Below are 19868 nucleotides of genomic sequence, written 5' to 3'. Positions count from 1 at the left end.
CGGCTCATTTCACAGGGCCGAAGGCCTCGTCGACTTTTGCCAGGTCGGTGTCGCGCAAGTTGCCCGCGTAGTAGTGCAATTTGGTCCAGGCCATTAGGTAGTCGTAACGCGCCTGGGCCAGGTCGCGACGGGTGCTGTAAAGCTGTTGCTCGGCGTTCAGCGCATCGAGGTTGACGCGCTCGCCGCCGAGGATGCTTTGCTTGGTCGACACCACCAGCGCTTCGGCGGAGCTCAGCGCCTTTTGATAGGCGCGCAGCTTGCTCACGCCCGACAGGCAGGCGCTGAACTGGCGCCGCAGCTCGATCAGGGTTTCGCGGGTTTTGCCTTCCAGCTCAAACTCGGCCTGTTCCATGCCGCGACTGGCCTGGCGGGTGGATGCCGAGATGGCACCACCGGCATACAGCGGCACGCTGATTTCGATGCCGATGGTGTTGGTGTCGTAGCGCTGGTTGTAGGTGTTGCCGCTGTCGGACTCTTGCTTGCGCGAGCTGGCATAGGCGGTGACCCTGGGCAAGTGCCCGGCGCGGTTGCGCTCGACTTCATAGCGCGCCACTTCCACAGCTTGGCGCTGCGACGCGAGGGTCGGGTTATTGCTGATCGCCAGTTCATGCCAGGTGTCGTAATTGGCCGGGGTCAGCGTGAAGGCGGCAAAGCTCTGGTTCAGCGGTGCCAGGTCATTGATGTTGACGCTCTGCACGCCGATCAACGCGCCCAATTCCCTCAGCGATGCGTCCTGCTCATCCAGCGCCTGGATCTCTTCGGCGGTGGCCAACTCATAACGCGACTCGGCTTCCAGAATGTCGGTGCGCGTGCCCTCGCCTTGCTGGAACAGGTGCTGGTTTTGCTGGAATTGCTGCTCGAAAGCCTTCTTCTTGGCGCGGGCAATGTCGATCTGGTCCTGGGCAAACAACGCCTGCGTGTAATAGGTCAGTACGCGAACCAGCAGCGCCTGGCTCTTGTCGCGAAAGCTTTCATCGGCAAACAACGACTGCGCCACGCCCTTGCGGTAGTTGGCATAAGCTTCGTAGTCGAACAACGGCTGTTGCAGGCTGAAGGTCGAGCCGTAACTGTTGTAGTTACGGTCGTCGCGGTAGTTGCCGCCGCGCCCGTCCGGCAGGTGCGCTTCAGAGTTATTGCGGCCCTTGTTGTAGTTGTAGGACAGCCGCGGCAACAGCCCGGCGCGGCCGATGGTGCGGTTTTCCAGGCCCGCATCGCGCTCCTTGATCGCGCCCAAAAACACCGGATCGTTACGCAACGCCTGCTCATACACATCGAACGGGCCCATGGCCGCGTGCGCACTGGTGCAGCACAGCAGCAAGGCCATGAACACTGGTTTCATGCTCATTCCTCAGTCAACGCGGAGCCGGCGCGATCGAGCAGCGGCTTGAACAGGTAATTGAGCAACGAGCGTTCGCCGGTGCGCACAAACATCTCGGCCGGCATGCCTGGCTTGATCACCAGGCCATGCAGCTTTTGCAGGCCGGACTCACTCACCGTGGTGCGCAGCACGTAATACGGCGCGCCGGTTTTTTCATCAAGCATCTGGTCGGCAGAAATCAGGCTGACTTCCCCCGGCACACGCGGCGTGCGGCTCTGGTTGAAGGCGGTGAAGAGAATGTCGACCGGCAAATGCGGGCCGACCTTGTCGACCAGATGCACCGGCAAATGCCCTTCCACTTCCAGGCGAGTGCCTTGGGGCACGATTTCCAGCAAGGTTTCACCGGCACGCACCACGGCGCCGACGGTGTGCACACCGAGGTTGACCGCAATGCCATCGGCCGGCGCGTTGATTTCGCTGTGCTGCAGGTCGAAGCCTGCCGAGGTCAGTTGCTGTTCGAGGGTGACGCTGCGCAATTGCGCGTCGGCCAATTGGCTGCGCACCTCTTTTTGATATTCGTCGCTGTGCTGCTGCAACTTGAGCCGCGATTCAACGATGCCCTGCTCCACACGGCCGGTTTCGCCGCTGTTCTGCGCCAGGTCCTGCTGCACCTGGGACAGCTGGCGCTGGTATTCCATCAGCCGGTTGCGCGGGATATAGCCGTTGTCGGCCAGCGGTTGCAGGTTGCTCAGTTGGTCGCGCAGCGATTGCGCCTGGGCGGTTAAATCGCTGCGGGCGCGGCGCATGCCGTTCAACTGTGCGGTGGCGCCGTCTATATTCGCGCGAATGCCCGCTTGTTCACGGGCAACCGCTTCGCGGCGGCTGCTGAACAGTTGGCGCTGGCCTTCGAGTACCAGCGCCAGCGCCGGGTCGGGGCTGGCGCTCAGTTCGGCCGGAAAGCTGATGCTTGCACGGTTGTCACGCTCGGCCTGCCAGCGCGCCACGCTGGCCCACGCCATGCGGTACTGGGCTTGCAGCGATTGCACATCGGCCTGGTTCTGGGTCTGGTCAAGGCGAAACAGCGGCTGGCCCTGTTTCACCCACTCGCCCTCCTTCACCAGAATCCGGCTGACCACGCCGGGGCTGAAGGTTTGCACGGCTTTGCGCTTGCCCGACACCACCACCGTGCCTTGCACCGGGATGCCTTGATCGAGCGGTGCCAAGCTGGCCCAGAGGAAAAATCCACCCGCACCGACGAGGGTCATCAGCCAGCCGATGCGCACAAAAAAACCGGCGTCGCGTTCTTTAAAACGAGGTTCAACAGTGAGGCTACTCATGCGCCAGGGTTCCCTGCGGCTTGATACTGACGGCTCAGGCTGACGCCGGCCTTTTCACGCGGTGCTTCGTGTGGCTGGCCCGACAAGGCCCGCAGCACTTCCTGGCTGGGGCCGAAGGCCTGCAAACGCCCGTCGTTCAACACCAGCAACTTGTCGGCCTGGGCCAACGCCGAGGAACGGTGCGTCACCAGCACCACGCTGCTGCCTTGGGCTTTCATCTGCACGATGGCACTGGCCAACGCGGCTTCGCCAACGGTGTCGAGGTTGGAGTTGGGCTCATCCAGCACGATCAGGCGCGGCCCGCCGTACAGCGCACGCGCCAGGGCAACGCGTTGCTTTTGGCCACCGGACAAACCGCCGCCGCTGTCGCCCAGCACCGTGTCGTAGCCGTGTGGCAGGCGCAGGATCAGCTCATGCACGCCGGCTTGTTGCGCGGCCTTGACCACCAGCGCCGGGTCGGCATCACGAAAACGCGCAATGTTGTCGGCGATGCTGCCGCTGAACAGCTCGATGTCTTGCGGCAAGTAACCGATATGCGGGCCGAGGTCTTCACGGTCCCAGCGATGGATGTCGGCGCCATCCAGGCGCACGGTGCCGGCCAGGGTTGGCCATACGCCCACCAACACGCGGGCGAGGGTCGATTTACCCGAGCCCGAGGCGCCGAGCACACCGAGCACTTCACCGGCGCCGAGGTTAAAGCTGACCTGCTGCAAGGTCGGCACGCGCCGCCCGGGCGGGCCTGCGCTGACCTGCTCGAAGCTCACCTGGCCCTTGGGCGCAGGCAGCGCCATGGGCGCCTCGTCGGCGGCAAATTCACGCAGCAAATCGTCCAACCGATGGTAGGCCAGCTTGGCCGAGCTCCATTGCTTCCATACGGCGATCAACTGGTCGATGGGGCTGAGCACGCGGCCCATCAGGATGGAGCCGGCGATCATCATGCCGGCGGTCATCTCGCCTTTGATCACCAAAAACGCGCCCAGGCCCAGCACCAGCGATTGCAGGCACAGGCGCAGCGACTTGCTCAGCGAGGTGATGATTGAGCCAGTGTCGCTGGCCTTGTTCTGAAAACCGAGAAATTGCGAATGCACGGCAAACCAGCGTTTGCGCAACGCGCCGAGCATGCCCATGGCCTGGATGGTCTCGGCGTTGTGCAAATGGCTGGTGGCCAACTGGGTCGACTGCTGGGAAAACGCGCCCGCCTCGCCCAGCGGTTTTTTGGTCAGGTATTCATTCAGGCACGCCAGCGCAATCAATAGCACCGCGCCCGCCGTGGCCAGCACGCCAAGCCACACGTTGAACAGGAAGATCACCAGCAGATAGATGGGAAACCACGGCGCATCGAAAAACGCGAACAGCGCAGGCCCGGTGATGAATTGACGAATAACCCCGAGGTCGCCCAGCGACTGCCCGGCATTGCCCTGGCCGCGTTGCAGGTTGCGTTCAAACGCGGCTTTGTACACGCGCAAGTTGAACCGCCGCTCTAACTGGCTGCCGATGCGAATCACGATAAAACTGCGCAGGGCTTCGAGTGTGCCAATAAAGGCAAAGAAGCCCACGACCATCAGCGTCAACATCTCCAGCGTGGTTTCATTCTGCGAAGACAACACGCGGTCATACACTTGCAGCATGTAAATCGACGGCACCAGCATTAATACGTTAATCAATGCGGTGAAACAGCCGATGCTGATCAAAATGCTCTTATATTCACCCAGCGCCCTGAATAAGGGTGCAACCGCACGGGACGTCGCCATAGTGTTTGATCTTCCCTGAACCGAATGACGCGCAACAGTTGCCCGCGCCCCTGACACGGGACGGCCAACTATTAAAATCGAGTTATATGCTTATTACTGTTAACTAAGGTATTCGTTGCAGAACAACTTCTGTGCCCGCGGGGGTATGCCCTTTATATTCGCCGGGTTTCTGGCGATTTAAATGGGTAATGCCAGTGCCTTCGGCGTTCATCAGCCAAATACCGTCGGGCGTCGGCGACCAGCTCAGCGGTTTATCACCCAGCCATTGCTCGGCGCAGGCAACATCACCGGCCAGGGCGTTGGCCTGCTCCAACAGGTCCAGCGCGCAGACCTGATCCTGCTGGTGCAACTGCCAATGGCCGGCCAATTGCGCGGTGGTGGGTAAAACGAGACTGCTAGCCATTGCATGGGCTCCTGCCGACACGAACAACACCTGTGAAACACAGGCGATCAAATAAAAAAAACGCGGCATCTTTAACTCCGGCAGAGTGCGCGGCGCCGCAGCGCCGCGCGCTTTACATCACGCCACGATGTCGCTGACGGCTGCCTGGCCCACGGTAGTGACGAGGAAATCCGCCACGCCATGCCCAGAGAAGTCTACGGCGAAGGTGCCCAGGTTAGTACCCGAGGCATAACTCAGCACCGCATCGCCGGCATGCCCGGTGAACGCACTGACGAAGCTCAAGCCCGCACCTTTGGTAATGCCGGACACGTCGATCTTGTCCGAACCCGAGGTGAAGTCAAAGATCTTGTCCGAAGCACCTGGCTTGGAGTCGCTGCTGGCGCCGTACACGAAGGTATCGCTGCCGGTGCCGCCCCACAGTTGGTCCGCACCGCCGCCGCCGTAGATGATGTCGTTGCCGGCACCGCCTTTGATTACGTTGGCTGCGCTGTTACCAATGATCAGGTCATTACCCGAACCGCCGAGGGCGTTCTCGATGGTGACACCCTTGGCGATGGACACGTTGCCGACCATGCCGCCCACGTCGGAGAACGAGGCCTCATTGAGGTTGATTTTCTGGTTCTGGGTAAAACCGGAGAAGTCCAGGGTGTCGTTGCCGCCACCGTCCCATACCGAAAATACCAGCTTGTCGGCACTGGATTTTGCGCTATAGAAATCACGACCGGTGTTGGAGTTGAAACCGTAGGTGGTGTCATCTGCGCGGGTCGCGTAGTTGGCGCCGTAGAGCTTCTGGACCGCGGCAATGTCATCGATCAGCGGGCCGGAAGCATAAGCCTCGACGCCACCTTTACTGAAGTTTTGCTTGGTGTTGCTCTCGCTCCAGTAACTCATGATGCTGTAGCCGCGCGTGTCCTGTCCGTAGGTCGCGTCGTTGTAGGTTGGGTTGCCATTACCGGCGTTGTAGTCGCCAGGGTGGGACAGGCCCAGGGTGTGGCCGATTTCGTGGGTCAGGGTCTGACGGCCGTAGTTATTCACGTCCGGCGTGGTGTTTTCCCTGTAGCCACTGTTGGTCAGGTACCACGAGACGCCGTCGTAGCCTGCGCCGTTGCCGGGCAGGTAGGCGAACGCCGCTGCGCCATCCTGGCCGCCGCTGTAGTTACCGAAGGTCATGTGGGCGTCACCGCCGGTGGCTTTTTCGGTAAAACTCACGTTGGCGACATCCGACCAGGATTGCATGGCCAGTGCGGCCTGTGCTTTCTGCTGGGTATTGAACTGGCTGAACCCGGAGATGCCATGTTTGTTCATGGTGGCCGTGGTAGCCGAGGTCAGGAAGGTGTAAGTCAGGTTGATCTTACCGTTGCCATCGACGTCCCGGTAAGCGGCACCATCACGCAGCAAAAAGTTGGCTGCCTGGTCGACGCTGTAGGACGGTTTGCCATTGACCGTGAGGTTGCCGCCACGGTCGTACAAATGGCTGAAGCTATCGATTTGCGAGTAAGCCGTGCTGGCTTGCGCGGCAGAAACAATAGCCTTCTCTTTTACTTTTGACATAAACGGACTTCCTTGTTTGCAAATGCATCAGTCTTGGTCGATAGGACCCACGCGGGCGAGGTCGTCCTATCACTCGCCTCTTTTGAAGGCGTAAGAAAATTGACACAATTTGAAATCTTCCGTCTACACATATTTCCGCAGTGAATAGGTGGCGCTCATTCAATAAGATCAAGTCGCGCGCAGTGTTTGTTGGGCGCAACTGCTTTTGTCCGACAGTTTCAGACTGGGTGTTATTTAAATATTAAATAGCGTTGCGCACGGACACGTTTTAACAGCCTAGTTGTTGAATGGATCCAATATATTGCCACCGTGCCAATTACAGCATTGGCGACAGGCTACTTGCGCTATTAATCAGGGTTGTCCCCCATTACCGGGCCACAAAAGTGCAAGGCATAGTGCCACTAAGTTGTACTTAGTCGCACTTCGATAGAGCGCGGGCAACAACGCCTGACCCAGCGATGGTAAGGCCGAGACAATACGCGGCATGTGCAGCGCCGTGACGGGCAGACGGCGGTTACATCCTGGGTTTGACCGCGCTGTCAATGGCGAAACGGCGTCTATCAATAGTGGCAATTCGCCTGATTTGCAGGCGGGCATGACGCAGATCAAATTAATCGCAAACAACCGCCAAACGGCGCCAAAAAACTCACCTTGGGCGCCCGCGCGAATGCTACTTTGAAGTCCTACACTGCCACGACCAGTGAAGGTTATGGCCCTGCCGCGAGCTTAAGGAAGCGCTCAATGAACCAGGTGGGCAACATGAACAAAGTGACGTTCCCCAACGCCTGCCAGCTGATGCGCTGGCATTTCCATCCGATGGGCTTCGAGGGCAGCATGGACGCCCCCGGCAGCATGGTTGCCCGCCTGTTCGACCGTGCCAGCGGCGAGACGCTGATCGCGATTGCCGGCATCCCGTGCGCCACCGTGATGAATGCCGCCGATGTTGAGCGCATCATCGAATCGGTGGAGTACGAGCTGGAGTGTTTCGTGCCACCGCTGTCCTTGCGCGCCTGATTCGATTCCAGCATTGCTTGCCGGGCAACTGTGGGAGTGGGCTTGCTCGCGATAGCGGTGTGTCAGACACGTATTTTTCAGCTGACACACCGCTATCGCGAGCAAGCCCGCTCCCACATAAGCCCTCTCCCACACAAGCCCGCCTCCACACAAGCGCGTTTTATCCGACCATTCAGGCCCGCTTTTGGGCCGTCTGCTTTTGAGCCGGTTTAGCCGCGCTGATCGTCAAAAAACGCTTTTGCGCCGTCTACCCGCTCGGATGCTCTGGGCAGATTCACGCCCTGGCCTTCGGGCTTTTCCACATACCAATAACAATGGCTTACCGCCCGCGTGATGCCGACATAGGCCAGGCGCAGCACTTCGTCTTTTTGCGCGGTGTCATACGGTTCACTGTCGCCGTCCTTGCCCAAGCCCGCCATGCGGTACACCTGGTTCTTGTAGGGCGAACTCGTGAGGTGCTGACAGTCGCCGAGCAGGAATACCGAATCCGCTTGCAGGCCTTTGGCACTGTGATACGTCAGCTGTTTTAACCGGCGGGCTTGTGGCGGCAAGCTAGAATCCAGATTAACTACAGGCTGAATATGCTGTTCAATCAATAGCTTATCGCTACTTTTTCGATACAGCATTAACATCGAATCGCCTTGTTGATAGCGTTCCAGTAACTGCCGACCCAGCGCAGCGTCGTCGCGCGTCAGCACAGTTACGGGCACACGCTCTCGGGGTTGACCACTCGCCTTGGCCTTCTTGCCGGGCAGCGACGGCGCTGCACGCACGATATGCTCGGCAGCGTCGATGATGTGTTGATGGCTGCGGTAGTTCTCGCTGAGCATCACGCGCGTAGTGCTGGGTGACGGGAATTGCTGGTCGAACTCCATGAAGTACTTCGGCGAACTGCCGCGCCAGCCATAAATCGATTGCCAGTCATCACCCACACACAGCAACGACGAGCGTTGCGCGCCACGGCCGACGTGCATTGCCGGGCCACGGCTGCGGATTTCGCGCAGGCTGGCGCGTACCCACGAGACGATCTGCGGCGATACGTCCTGGAATTCATCGATCATCAGGTGCGACATCGGTCGCAGCAAGGGGTCACTGAGCAACTTGAGATTTTCCGGGGTGTTCTCGCCAAACAGCGAGAACATGCGGTTATAGGTCATGATCGGCGGCGACTGGTCGAGCAGGTGTTCTTCCAGAGCTTTCCAGAAAATGCTCAGGGCTTCAAAAAAACCGCGGTCCGGGTCGTCCTGCGCAAAGCTCATCTGCCCCACAGCGGTGGGTACGTCCAACCCGAGGTTCTCGATAAACCCGGCGGCCATGACAAAACTGTCCAGTAGCGGTGCTGACGTGAGTTCGCCTTTCACCTTGTAATCAAAGCCAGGCCCGGCGCTGGCATCACCCGCCAGGCTGCTTAAAAGGCGCTTGGAAGACTCGTAGCTATCCAACCATATCAATGGCTTACGGCAGAAAGCTTGAAACAAGGTGCGCTTAACCGCCCACTCTGCGCGTACCGACAGTTTTGAATTCGGCCGGCTGATCCGGGCGTCTTCCCGTGCGTCGAAGCCGAGCACCACCCAGGCATCCAGTTCCGGGATGTAGCCGTGGCAATGAAATTGCGCGCCGTTGATTTCGAAGGCCTGGCGGCTCGGCTCAATGCCCTTTATCGGCCAGGCGCCAGCGCGAAACCACAGGTCTTCGATCACATCACAGAGTTCTTCATCGCGCTTGGCGGCCAGCTCGGTTACCGCTATGCGCTTCTGTACATCCGGGTGATCGCGCTCCAGCTCCTTGAGTTGCAGGCCATGGCGTGCCAATGGCGCGATCAGCTCGCGAAAACGTTCATGTCGGCCCTGCAGCCGGTGATAGCAGGCGTTCATCTGTTGGCGCTGCGCGTCGCTGATGCGCAGGTCGAACGGGTTGCTGTCCGCGTCCTCGACACCACTGCCGAGATTCTCAAAGGCTTGCAAGCGCTCGAACCCCGGCAAGCTGCGCACCATCGGCAGAATGCGTGAATGAAAGGTACGCACCACGGCCTGAGCTTCTTTAACGCCAAGGGGTTGGCCCCACAGGCTGAGAATGTGCATGAGCTTGTTGATGAAGTCTTTGCGCGACTCGCGGGTGAAGGTCACCACGGTCATCGAGCTCAATTCAAAGCCCAGGTAATGCGTGAGCAGCAGAATGCGCAGCACCAGCGAGGTGGATTTACCCGCACCCGCACCGGCAATCACCGAGGTCGAGGGCGTGTCACTGAAAATCATCTTCCATTGCGCGGTACTCGGCTGCGCATGGGCCGGCAGCAAGCGCGCCACATCGGCCTTCATGCGCTTTTTAAGGTCAGCGCCGAGTGGCAGTCGCCAATCGTCGAACAAGTTGTGATCCACGCCTGGCGCCGTGTGCTCATCGGGGCGAAAGTCACGGATCAACAATACTTGCCGCCCCTCCTCGATACCGTCTGCCTTACCCTCGCGGTAGCCATATTCCACACCGGCCTCGTGCCCGCTGCGGAACCCGTCGGCTTGCCCGTGCAGCCAGGAAAACCGATGCTGGGCACGCAAGCGCGTCAGGCCGTGGCCGAACAAGCGGGCGGCCAGCCGTTTAAGCAGGGGCATTTGCGCCAGTGGCAGCAGATCGGGGGGCAAATCGGGCGTTTGTTGCGGCACGCGGACTCCAGCGATGAGGATGTTTTGGCGAAGCCGCCATGGTCGCCGGAATCGGCGTTGAGTTCCAGCCAATTGCTTTCACGTCATGCAGTTAGCCGATGAAGTGAAAGTCAAAACGCCAGGAACCAATCGGATTATTGGATGGGAATAAGGCATTTTTTACGCTTTTTATCGATCATGCACGGGTGGATCATGGCGACATCAACAGGAGACGATCATGCTTGAACTTCGACCTTTCAATACCTTGGGCGGCGCCCACCATGGCTGGCTTGATGCCCATCACCACTTTTCATTTGCCGAGTACCACGACCCCGAACGCATGCATTGGGGCAACCTGCGGGTATGGAACGACGACATCATCGCGCCCGGCACCGGCTTCCCGCAGCACGCGCACCGTGACATGGAAATCATCACCTATGTGCGTGAAGGCGCTATCAGCCATGCCGATAATCTGGGCAACAAAGGCCGCACCGAGGCTGGCGATGTGCAGGTAATGAGTGCGGGCACCGGGATTGCGCACAGCGAGTACAACCTGGAAGGCGCGCCGACGAAGATTTTTCAGATCTGGATTATTCCGAATGAGGCGGGTTTGCCGCCTTCCTGGGGTGCCAAGCCGTTTCCGAAAGGCGACCGTGAGGGCTTTGTGACGCTGGCCAGTGGCAAGGCGGGGGACAGTGAAAGCTTGCGGATTCGTGCGGACGCGCGGTTGGTGGCGGCCAACCTGAAGGCTGGGGAAAGCGCCGAGTACCGGCTGGACGGCGGGCGCCGCGCGTACTTGGTGCCGGCGACGGGGGTGATTGAGGTGAATGGGCTGCGTGCACAGGCGCGGGATGGTGTGGCGGTGGAAAATGAGCAGGTGTTGCGCGTAACGGCGCTGGAAGACAGCGAGATCGTGCTGGTTGATCTGGCCTGATTGATCGTTCCCGCGCTCCGCGCCAGCTTCTACAGCTGGACGCAGAGCGTGGGAACGATCATGCGGCCGGGTTATCAGTTGGAACTGATCGCACCGTCCACCAACACCTGGGCCTCTTCGACCAACTGCTTGAGGTGATCCTCACCGACGAAGCTCTCGGCGTAGATCTTGTAAATATCCTCGGTGCCCGATGGCCGTGCGGCGAACCAGCCGTTTTCGGTCATCACCTTCAAGCCACCAATCGCCTGGTTGTTGCCCGGCGCATGGCTGAGGATTTGCTGAATGCTCTCGCCAGCCAATTGCGTGGACGTGACCTGCTCAGGCGACAGTTTGCCTAACAAGGCCTTCTGCGCCGGCGTGGCTTTGGCGTCGACGCGAATCGCAAATGGCTCGCCGAGCGCGTCGGTCAGGCCACGGTAGATCTGGCTCGGGTCTTGCCCCTTGCGCGAGGTCATTTCCGCCGCCAGCAAGGCCGGAATCAGGCCGTCCTTGTCGGTGCTCCACACACTGCCGTCCTTGCGCAGGAACGAGGCGCCGGCGCTTTCTTCACCGCCAAAACCCAGCGAACCTTCGAACAGGCCATCGGCAAACCACTTGAAGCCAACCGGCACTTCGTACAGGCGACGGCCGATACGCGCCGCAACGCGATCAATCAAGCCGCTGCTGACCACGGTTTTGCCCACGGCCGCATCGCTGCGCCAGTCAGGACGGTTCTGAAACAGGTAATAGATGCTCACCGCCAAGTAGTTGTTCGGCGCCAACAGGCCGCCGGACGGGGTGACGATGCCGTGACGGTCGTGGTCCGGGTCGCAGGCAAACGCCACGTCGTAGCGCTCTTTGAGGCCGATCAGGCCTTGCATCGCGTAGCTGGAGGATGGGTCCATGCGGATCTGGCCGTCCCAGTCGACGCTCATGAAACGGAAGGTGGCATCGACTTCGGTGTTGACCACGTCGAGGTTCAAACGGTAGTGCTCGGCAATCGCCGACCAGTAGCGCACCCCTGCTCCGCCCAATGGATCGACGCCCAGGCGCAGATCGGCGCTGCGGATGGCATCCATGTCGATCACATTGATCAGGTCAGCCACGTAGCTGTTGAGGTAATCATGGCGATGCGTGGTGTCCGCCTTGAGCGCCTGTGCGTGGGTGATGCGCTTGACCCCGGCAAGCTTGTTGGCCAGCAGCTCGTTGGCCTTGGCTTCGATCCACTTGGTCACGTGCGTGTCGGCCGGGCCGCCGTTCGGTGGGTTGTACTTGTAACCGCCGCTCTGCGGCGGGTTGTGCGACGGCGTGATGACGATACCGTCAGCCAGGCCGCTGGTGCGGCCACGGTTGTAGCAAATAATCGCGTGGGAAATCGCCGGTGTCGGCGTGTATTCATCGCCTTCGGCGAGCATCACGTGCACGCCATTCGCGGCCAGCACTTCCAGTGCACTGGCACCGGCCGGTGTCGACAGCGCATGGGTGTCCAAGCCCACGAACAACGGGCCGTTGATGCCTTGCGCTTCACGGTACAGGCAGATGGCCTGGCTGATGGCAAGTACATGCCATTCGTTGAAGCTCAGCTCGAACGAGCTGCCACGGTGCCCGGAAGTACCAAAGGCCACGCGCTGGGTGGAGATCGCTGCATCAGGCTGGCCGGTGTAATAGGCCGTGACCAGTCGCGGGATGTCTACCAGCAACTGGGCTGGCGCTGGCTTGCCCGCAAAAGGACTGATTGTCATGCATAAACCTCGAAAAGAAGGATTCGGAAAAAATGGCAGTTTACTGAGAGTTGGACTACTACGCGACGGTATCGATCCTACAACCTGAAGAGAAATTTCACCGGCCTAGCCTATCTGCGCCCGGCGCAGTGCTTCGCTCAGCGCCGCCAGCGCAATCTCAAGGTCAGGCTGCCCATGAAACGTGTGGCTCAAGCGAAAATGCTGGTGGTGCAGCCCGCCGACGCTGAACAACTCACCGGGCGCGACAACCACCTGCCGGGCGAGTAAATGCTGGAACACCTGGCGCATGTCGACCGCATGGGTAGAGCCTAACCAGAGGGTGGCGCCACCGGCGGGCATGCGGCAGGTCACTTGATTACCCACGTGTTGCGCCAGGCGCTGACTCATTTCGTCCGCCTGTTGGCTGAGCAACGGGCGCAAATTGCGCAGGTGCTGATCAATGCGCCCGCTGTGGTACAGACGCGCAATTGCGCGCTGGCGAATCGATGATAACCGGAACGAGCGCAGCAGGAACTGGCGCTGCAACTCGCTGCTCATGTGCCGGGACAGCGCATAGGCATACGGCGCCTCCGGCCCGAGTATTTTTTCGAAGGAGGAAAACACCACCAGCCGCTCCGGATTGACCACATCGCGCAGCGCCGCCGGGGGCGGCTTGAACCCCAGCTCACCGTAGGTATCGTTCTCCAGCAGCCAGCAACCGTAATGGTCCAACAGGCGCGCCACACCCAGACAATCGTGCGGCAGCATGGCGAACCCCGAGGGCAGGTTGATCGCCGACGAAAGCAACACCAGGCGCACCGACTCACCGCGCAACATGCCTTCGAGCGATACCAAGTCCAGGCTGCCATCGTGCGCCCAGGGCAACTCTAGAATTCGCACCCCGGCATCCTGCAGCAGGCGCAGGATCAGCCAGTCGCAGGGCGACTCGACAATCACCGTGGCGCCGCGCAGGCCCAGCACCTCGATAAGAATATCGAGCACGCCTCGCAGGTCGGCACCGATATAAACATCGTCGGCGTGCCAGCAGCGGGTGGGCGACGAGGTATAGCGCGCGGCCAGCGCCGCGCGCAGCTCCCAGACCCCGCAAGGCTGCGACCAAGGCTGCGAAGGGTGCGGGTATTGGCGCACCAGTTCGCGCTCGAGTCGCAGCAACGTGCCATCCAGCGACGCCAACAGCGCTGGCTCATCGCCGCTGAGCACCACCATGCCCGGGCGCCGCGCGGCTACGTAGAGGCGCTCAAGCAAATCCCCGCTGGGCATGGCCATGGGGTTGCTCGCCAAGGGCCACGCGTAATAACCCGACTTGGCCACCGAATACACCCTGCCCTCTTTTTCCAGTAGCGAGTACGCGTACTGAATGGTCGAGATTGATACATTCAGGCGCAGCGATAACTGGCGCAAAGACGGCAGTTTCACCCGGGTATCGGTGCTGACCTCGTTAATCAGGTTGATCATGTAGCGGTAAACCGCCTGGTAGGCGAAATCCCGCACACCGCGCAGCGTCATCGTCCGTACAGCTGGAAGTTCAGGTCGCCGTCGGGCATGGCGTGCTCATGGCGAGTGCCGCGTTCACCGCCGCCTGGAGCAATGGCCCGCGGCCGTTGACGGTATAGATGCTGGAGCAACGGCAACGACATGCCGCTGGTGTCAGCCACCCATTGCTGCAACATCTCGGCTGCAGGCTTGCCCTGCAGCACTTTGTGCAGTTCGGGCAGCGCCACCAGCATGCCTGGGTGGCACTGGCGCAAATAACCTTCCAGCCGTTCGCCGTGATGGATAAAAGGCGAAAACAACAGGCAGACCAGTTGGCTTTCATCCAGGCCGAGGGCCTGCTGGGCATACCCGGCAGCCAAGGCGCGCCCGTCACGGCTGCCGGCTTGCGCCATCAGTGCTTCGGGAGCCTGCAGGCGCTGCAGATACGCCTGCGCCTGCAGCACGAAGGCTTCTACGGCTGCCTTGTAGTCCAATGCCCGCACGCATTCGGCCTGCAGGCCTCGCAGGTGTGCCATCAACCTCGGGCTGGCAAAGGCCGGGTGGCTGAAATGAAAGCCCAACGAGTCCGGGGCATAGGCCATGAACTCAGTGAGCAAAGGCGCGCAACTTCTGTCGATACCTTCGAACAGGTCGACAATGCCGATGTACGCCAGGTGATGGTGCCCACCCAGGCAGGGGTCAGCCTTTGGCACATAGAGCTCACCATAAATGTCACGATAGAAGTCATCGCTCCAGGCGTCCATGCGCGCAAACAGCCCATTAAGCGATGCGGGATTGACCGTGGCCTTGGCCCCGGTGGCTTGAGCGGCTTTTTTCAACCAGGCAATGAGCTGGCTTTGTTTACGCGCGCAATCGCCGCTGACCAGCGCATGCACGCCGCCGTTCCAGGCGGTGACACGCTGGTAGAAATCACCCAAGGCCAAGTACGTGTCGTTGCATAACGTTGCGCAAATATCGCCGGACGTCATATGCCCGATTATCAACTTGTTGCGTTGACTGATACCGCGCCCAACGGGTGACACCAGGCGCTGGTGGTTGAACGGCAGTACCTGTTGGTCTTCCACCATCAGTAACTCAACCCGGTCGTCATCGTGCATAAACAGTTGCGTGTAACCACGATGAATCGTATCCAGCGTGGCCTGGGTCATACCCGCGTGGCGCAGCGTGGCGACCCGCAGCTGAAACGTCTTGGGCGCTCGTGCAGCAATACTCAGTTGTGCAGCACGCAGCAACGCCAGGGTGTAACTGCTGACTTCACCACCGCCATGGGCCACAAGCACCTTGTAACCGCCCACCTGTTCCATGCCGCCCGCCGCCACGACGATACGCTGGATCAACAATTGAAGTGTGGTGCGTTCGGTGCGACTGAAGTGCCCGATCAACCGCTGCTGAACTTGCTGGTAAACATAATTCATGGCCTGTTCGTGAATGGCGCTCATAGTTCTACTACCTGAGTGAAAATATCAGTTTCAAACAACTACCGAGCGCAGTTGCCTGATCTATTACGTCTGTAAGAATGTCGCTCACGCAGCAGTGTTCTTCCTATACAAACACTAGCACTTTGCAACAAATCGACAGGTGCCGGGGGCGTGACCGCGCTGAGGACATTCATGGCGCTGACGCCCGTGCGCCAAGCGCCAAGGCCTCTTACGGCATCACTCCTAGGACCTTTCCTACGACGCCCTACACCCTTTTAACCCTGAACTTAAAGATCTGTCCGACAAATAAACCTCTTCAAACTTTAATCCTGATCGACTTATTTGATTGAGATGCGCCTTGCAAATGCCCGAGGCGTCCGGCCCAGGCAGACGCCAAACTTTTAGTTGCTGAAAGCCCGTGCGGCCGTATCAAAATTCGGATCATTACTCAGTCCTTGAGTTGAAAGTGAAGACTCAATTATCAGGACTGACATTTTTATTAACAGATACAGAACCGGGTCGAAAACCAGTTCAGATAGTTACCCGGGCGGTAATTTGATAACGCACACACGCAAGCGCCGCGCTGAAATTCAGGGCGGCGCGAAGAAGAAAGGTATGATTTACGGGGGCTAAAGGCGGTTGCGCGCTTCGGACAGCGCGCGGGTACAAGTCATGTCAGATGGCGCATCTGCCGCATGCGCCAGGGGTTTGGAATACTCGTTTGCGAATACTCCTACACCTCAAACAGCTTCGACCTGCAGCGCAACGCGCTCGCGGCAAGGGCACTCGTCCATATAACGGTGTGCTTCAACGAACTGATTGAACGGAAACACTGTGGTTTTCAATGGCACCAGCACGCGGTCGGCCGTCAGTTGGTTGATGTCGCGCAACGCACGCTGCAGCGCAACCTGGTCCTGAATGATGCCCAACTCCGGTTTGCCGGTGAAGTTGCCGATACAATGCACAAAGAACTGAATGTTCTTCTGGAACGCGGCACACGCCGGGAACGGCGTTTGATTGCCGCCTTGCAGGCCGTAGAGCACCAGGCTGCCACGTGGTGCAAGCACATCACCGAGCAATGACATCTGCGGGCCACCCAAGCCATCGAACACCACGTCAACGCCGCGGTTATCGGTGAACTTGTTGATCTGCATGAGCAAGTCCTGCTCCTCGGTGACAATCACCTTTTCTGCGCCCAGCGACAGCAGGTACTCACGCTCCGCGCTGTCTTTGGTGGCGGCAATCACCCGCACACCCAAGGCTTTGCCCAACTGCACGAACGAGGGGCCGGCACAGTGGCTCGCGTCGGTGACCAAGGCAAATTGCCCGGGTTTTACGCGTGCCAGGTCAACGTAGGCAAAGTAGGCGATCAGCAACGGCGTGTAGTGCACGCTGGCTTCAATCGGGCTCAGCACATCCGGGTACCGCACCAAGGCTGAACGGGGCAGCACGATCTGTTCGCCATACACCGGGTAATCGTTGGGGCTCTCGGCCGGAAAACTGGCCACTTTATCGCCCACTGCCAAGTCATCCACGCCGTCGCCGAGGGCTACCACCACCCCAGCCATCTCATGGCCGAGGCCGGACGGCAGACGTGCATGCGAGGACGCCAGGTTCTGGCGCCACAGAATGTCGTACCAGCTGATGCCAATCGCTTCGACACGCACCTGCACTTCGCCCGGTGCGGGCTGCGCGGCTACATGCTCTTCGCATTTGAGCACCTCGGCCGGACCAAACTTGTGAAAACGGATCGTGCGGGACATCGCAAACCTCGTCAAAGTAACCTCTAATGCCATGAACTTTATCTGGGCTTTCCAGGTAAGGCCACCGGTCGCCATTAATAGTCGACATGCTTGTCATTGATTCCGCAGCTGAATATTTGTGCTCAGCCGTTGTGGGAAAACTCAATTTGCGCGTAGGAAAACGCAATTAGCCGGTGCAGAGTAACAGCCTTTGCCCGTAAGATTAATGCCGGTCGTGCCTCACAACGGAACCTCAGGGGTTCCTGTATGGCCGCTCTCGTCAAGTAAGCTGACTCTACCAGGACACAAGATGAACCGTAACGACCTGCGTCGTGTCGACCTTAACCTCTTGATCGTATTCGAAACCTTGATGCATGAGCGCAGCGTGACCCGCGCCGCCGAGAAGCTGTTCCTCGGCCAACCGGCGATCAGCGCGGCGTTGTCGCGCCTGCGCGGTTTGTTCGATGACCCGCTGTTTGTGCGCACCGGGCGCAGCATGGAGCCATCGGCCCGCGCCGTGGAAATCTTCGCCCTGCTCTCCCCAGCCCTCGACTCGATTTCCACTGCGGTCAGCCGCGCCGCAGAATTCGTCCCGGCCACCAGCACCGCCGTGTTCCGTATCGGCCTGTCGGACGATGTCGAATTCGCCCTGCTGCCACAACTGCTCAAGCGCCTGCGCGCCGAAGCCCCTGGCATCGTGCTGGTGGTGCGCCGCGTCAACTACATCCTGATGCCCGGCCTGCTGGCCTCCGGCGAGATCTCCATTGGCGTCAGCTACACCGCCGACCTGCCCGCCAACGCCAAGCGCAAAGTGCTGCGGCGCAGCCTGCCGAAACTGCTGCGCGCCGACAGCGTGCCCGGCTCGCTGAGCCTGGACGACTTCTGCGCACGCCCTCACGCCCTCGTGTCGTTCGCCGGTGACCTGAGCGGGTTTATCGATGAAGAGCTGGAAAAGTTGGGGCGCAAACGCCACGTTGTGCTGGCCGTGCCACAGTTCAATGGGCTGGGCACGTTGCTGGCGGGCACTGACATTGTGGCGATCGTGCCGGACTACGCCGCGCAAGCGCTGACCGCAACCGGCGGCCTGCGCGCGGAAGAACCGCCGTTGCCGGTGCGCTCGTTTGAACTGCACATGGCGTGGCGCGGGTCGCAGGATAACGATCCGGGTGAGCGCTGGTTGCGCTCGCGGATTCAGATGTTTTTTGGCGACCCTGAGAGTCTTTAGAAGTCCCCGGACAGGCTATTTATCTGATCATTTCTGCCTTTCAACAAACCATGTAGCTCCATTCACTTCCAGTGGATTACTACATTGGGGGCACGTCTGAGGGCATGATTTACATAGCCATCTGTATAGGTAGATGGGTCCACGGTTACAGCGGAAATACCGCGCTGATCATGGTGCCACCCTGGTCACGATTGCTGGCGGTAATAGCGCCACCATGGGCCTGGCAAATCGCACGGGCGATGGAGAGACCTAATCCGCTGCCGCCCGAGTAACGCGCCCTCGAACGCTCCGCACGCCAGAAGCGATCAAATACGCTGTCCAAGTGCTGCGCCTCGATACCGGGGCCGCGGTCCCCGATCTCAATCACCACCCGATCTTGGACCTGCCGCGCCATGATGCTCAGCTCGCCGCCGCCTGCCGCGTAGCGCAGCAGGTTATCAATCAGGATATTCAGCACCTGGCCCAAGCGATCGCGATCAGCATGGATACAACACCCATCGGCAATACTCACGTGCGTACGCACACAGGCGTCATCCAATTGCGGCTGGAACCAGGCCAATCGTTCGCTCACCAGGGCCGCGAGGGGAAAGTCGCTGCGTTCCAGCACCAACCGACCCGCCCTGGCCATCGACAACAGGTGCAAGTCATCCACCAATTTTCTGAGTTGATCGAGCTGACGCTTGACCATGCCCAATTGTGCTACATCGCTGGGGAACACCTCATCGAGCATGCCCTGCACGCGTCCCATGGCGGCATTCAGGGGCGTGCGCAGTTCATGGGCGATGACCGCGCTTGACTCGCGCACATCCCGCTCGTAACGCTCCAGTTGCGTGGTCATGCTGTTGAAGTCGCTGATCAGGCGTTGCAGTTCGTCGGGCGTGTGTCGGTGAATCGGCAGGCGCGTGAAGAAGTCTCCACCGGCAACCTGCCGTGCCCCTTGGGCTATCGCCGAAAACTGGCTGGACAAGGGGCGCGAAAACCACAAGCCACAGACGATGATGATCGGGATGGCCGCCAACACCAGGCAGGCCAGGATCAGCCAGTCGCGATTGGCGATATCCGGCTGGAAAAATTCCACTGGGTAGTATTCGGCTACCAGTTGGCGCAAGCGTGTCTCGTTGAGTTGCGGCTCGGCGCGCAGGTGCAGCAATTCCTCACGCGCTTGCGGCGGCAGGCGCTGCAAGAAATACCAGTCCGAAAGCCTGAAGTTGCCCCACATGCACAGGGCAATCACCACCACGGCGCCGATCGCCAATAGGCTCATGCGCATACCGACCCAGCGCCACAGCGGTTTGTCGTTGACCCGAGACTTCTCAAACATGCG

The 19868-nt window shown here is 59.9% G+C and carries 14 protein-coding genes; 3 read left to right on the top strand and 11 right to left on the bottom strand.

Annotation, left to right across the window (positions count from 1 at the left end; genetic code table 11):
- Positions 1–4: 4 nt before the first annotated feature.
- The 5 genes from ACOZK9_RS13225 to ACOZK9_RS13205 form a co-directional block, all read right to left on the bottom strand.
- Positions 5–1339, bottom strand: a complete 1335-nt coding sequence (locus tag ACOZK9_RS13225) for a TolC family outer membrane protein (RefSeq protein ID WP_152748452.1) — start codon at positions 1337–1339, stop codon at positions 5–7.
- Positions 1340–1341: 2 nt separating this feature from the next.
- Entirely contained in the window at positions 1342–2655 is a 1314-nt protein-coding gene (locus tag ACOZK9_RS13220) for an HlyD family type I secretion periplasmic adaptor subunit (RefSeq protein ID WP_058411566.1), read from the bottom strand.
- Positions 2652–4406 carry a type I secretion system permease/ATPase gene (locus tag ACOZK9_RS13215; RefSeq protein ID WP_122251188.1) on the bottom strand — a complete coding sequence of 585 codons (1755 nt, stop codon included), beginning with the start codon at positions 4404–4406 and terminating at the stop codon, positions 2652–2654. The genes ACOZK9_RS13220 and ACOZK9_RS13215 overlap by 4 nt, the downstream gene beginning before the upstream one ends.
- A 103-nt stretch (positions 4407–4509) precedes the next feature.
- Positions 4510–4878 carry a protease inhibitor Inh/omp19 family protein gene (locus tag ACOZK9_RS13210; RefSeq protein WP_421555978.1) on the bottom strand — a complete coding sequence of 123 codons (369 nt, stop codon included), beginning with the start codon at positions 4876–4878 and terminating at the stop codon, positions 4510–4512.
- A 48-nt stretch (positions 4879–4926) separates the two neighbouring features.
- Positions 4927–6360, bottom strand: coding sequence for a serralysin family metalloprotease (locus ACOZK9_RS13205; protein WP_122251187.1), 1434 nt, complete (start codon positions 6358–6360; stop codon positions 4927–4929).
- Between the two features lie 741 nt (positions 6361–7101).
- Between ACOZK9_RS13205 and ACOZK9_RS13200 the strand changes: the two genes are divergently transcribed.
- Entirely contained in the window at positions 7102–7374 is a 273-nt protein-coding gene (locus tag ACOZK9_RS13200; RefSeq protein ID WP_058411570.1) for a DUF1652 domain-containing protein, read from the top strand.
- A 209-nt stretch (positions 7375–7583) separates the two neighbouring features.
- Here the strand turns inward: ACOZK9_RS13200 and ACOZK9_RS13195 are convergent, their stop codons facing one another.
- Positions 7584–10031: a UvrD-helicase domain-containing protein gene (locus ACOZK9_RS13195; protein ID WP_421555977.1), complete on the bottom strand. Its 2448-nt coding sequence runs from the start codon at positions 10029–10031 to the stop codon at positions 7584–7586.
- Between the two features lie 217 nt (positions 10032–10248).
- Here ACOZK9_RS13195 and ACOZK9_RS13190 point away from each other — a divergent pair, with 217 nt between their 5' ends.
- Complete coding sequence (locus ACOZK9_RS13190; RefSeq protein WP_058411572.1) at positions 10249–10944, top strand: pirin family protein; 696 nt, start codon at positions 10249–10251, stop codon at positions 10942–10944.
- 74 nt (positions 10945–11018) lie between these two features.
- On the opposite strand, the gene pgm is transcribed toward ACOZK9_RS13190, so the two are convergent.
- From pgm to ACOZK9_RS13170, 4 genes are all read right to left on the bottom strand, one after another.
- A complete protein-coding gene (pgm, locus tag ACOZK9_RS13185; protein ID WP_421555976.1) occupies positions 11019–12665 on the bottom strand; it encodes a phosphoglucomutase (alpha-D-glucose-1,6-bisphosphate-dependent) in 1647 nt (548 codons plus the stop codon).
- 105 nt (positions 12666–12770) lie between these two features.
- Positions 12771–14171 (bottom strand): aminotransferase-like domain-containing protein, encoded by a 1401-nt coding sequence (locus tag ACOZK9_RS13180; RefSeq protein ID WP_421555975.1) that lies wholly within the window; start codon positions 14169–14171, stop codon positions 12771–12773.
- Positions 14168–15598, bottom strand: a complete 1431-nt coding sequence (locus ACOZK9_RS13175; RefSeq protein WP_421555974.1) for a hypothetical protein — start codon at positions 15596–15598, stop codon at positions 14168–14170. The genes ACOZK9_RS13180 and ACOZK9_RS13175 overlap by 4 nt, the downstream gene beginning before the upstream one ends.
- 719 nt (positions 15599–16317) lie before the next feature.
- The gene (locus ACOZK9_RS13170; RefSeq protein ID WP_058411576.1) at positions 16318–17340 is read right to left on the bottom strand and encodes a zinc-dependent alcohol dehydrogenase family protein; all 1023 of its coding nucleotides are present in this window, start codon (positions 17338–17340) and stop codon (positions 16318–16320) included.
- Positions 17341–17629: 289 nt separating this feature from the next.
- On the opposite strand from ACOZK9_RS13170, the gene ACOZK9_RS13165 reads away from it, so the two are divergent.
- Positions 17630–18544, top strand: coding sequence for a LysR family transcriptional regulator (locus ACOZK9_RS13165; protein WP_058411577.1), 915 nt, complete (start codon positions 17630–17632; stop codon positions 18542–18544).
- A gap of 145 nt (positions 18545–18689) precedes the next feature.
- Here ACOZK9_RS13165 and ACOZK9_RS13160 read toward each other — a convergent pair whose 3' ends face one another.
- On the bottom strand, positions 18690–19865 hold the full coding sequence (locus ACOZK9_RS13160; protein WP_058411578.1) for a sensor histidine kinase: 1176 nt from the start codon (positions 19863–19865) through the stop codon (positions 18690–18692).
- Positions 19866–19868: the final 3 nt, after the last annotated feature.

It is taken from the genome of Pseudomonas kitaguniensis (assembly GCF_049199985.1).
GTDB lineage: Bacteria > Pseudomonadota > Gammaproteobacteria > Pseudomonadales > Pseudomonadaceae > Aquipseudomonas > Aquipseudomonas kitaguniensis.
The sequence above is the reverse complement of the archived record's forward strand: the minus strand, read 5'-3'. Positions and strand labels throughout refer to the sequence as shown.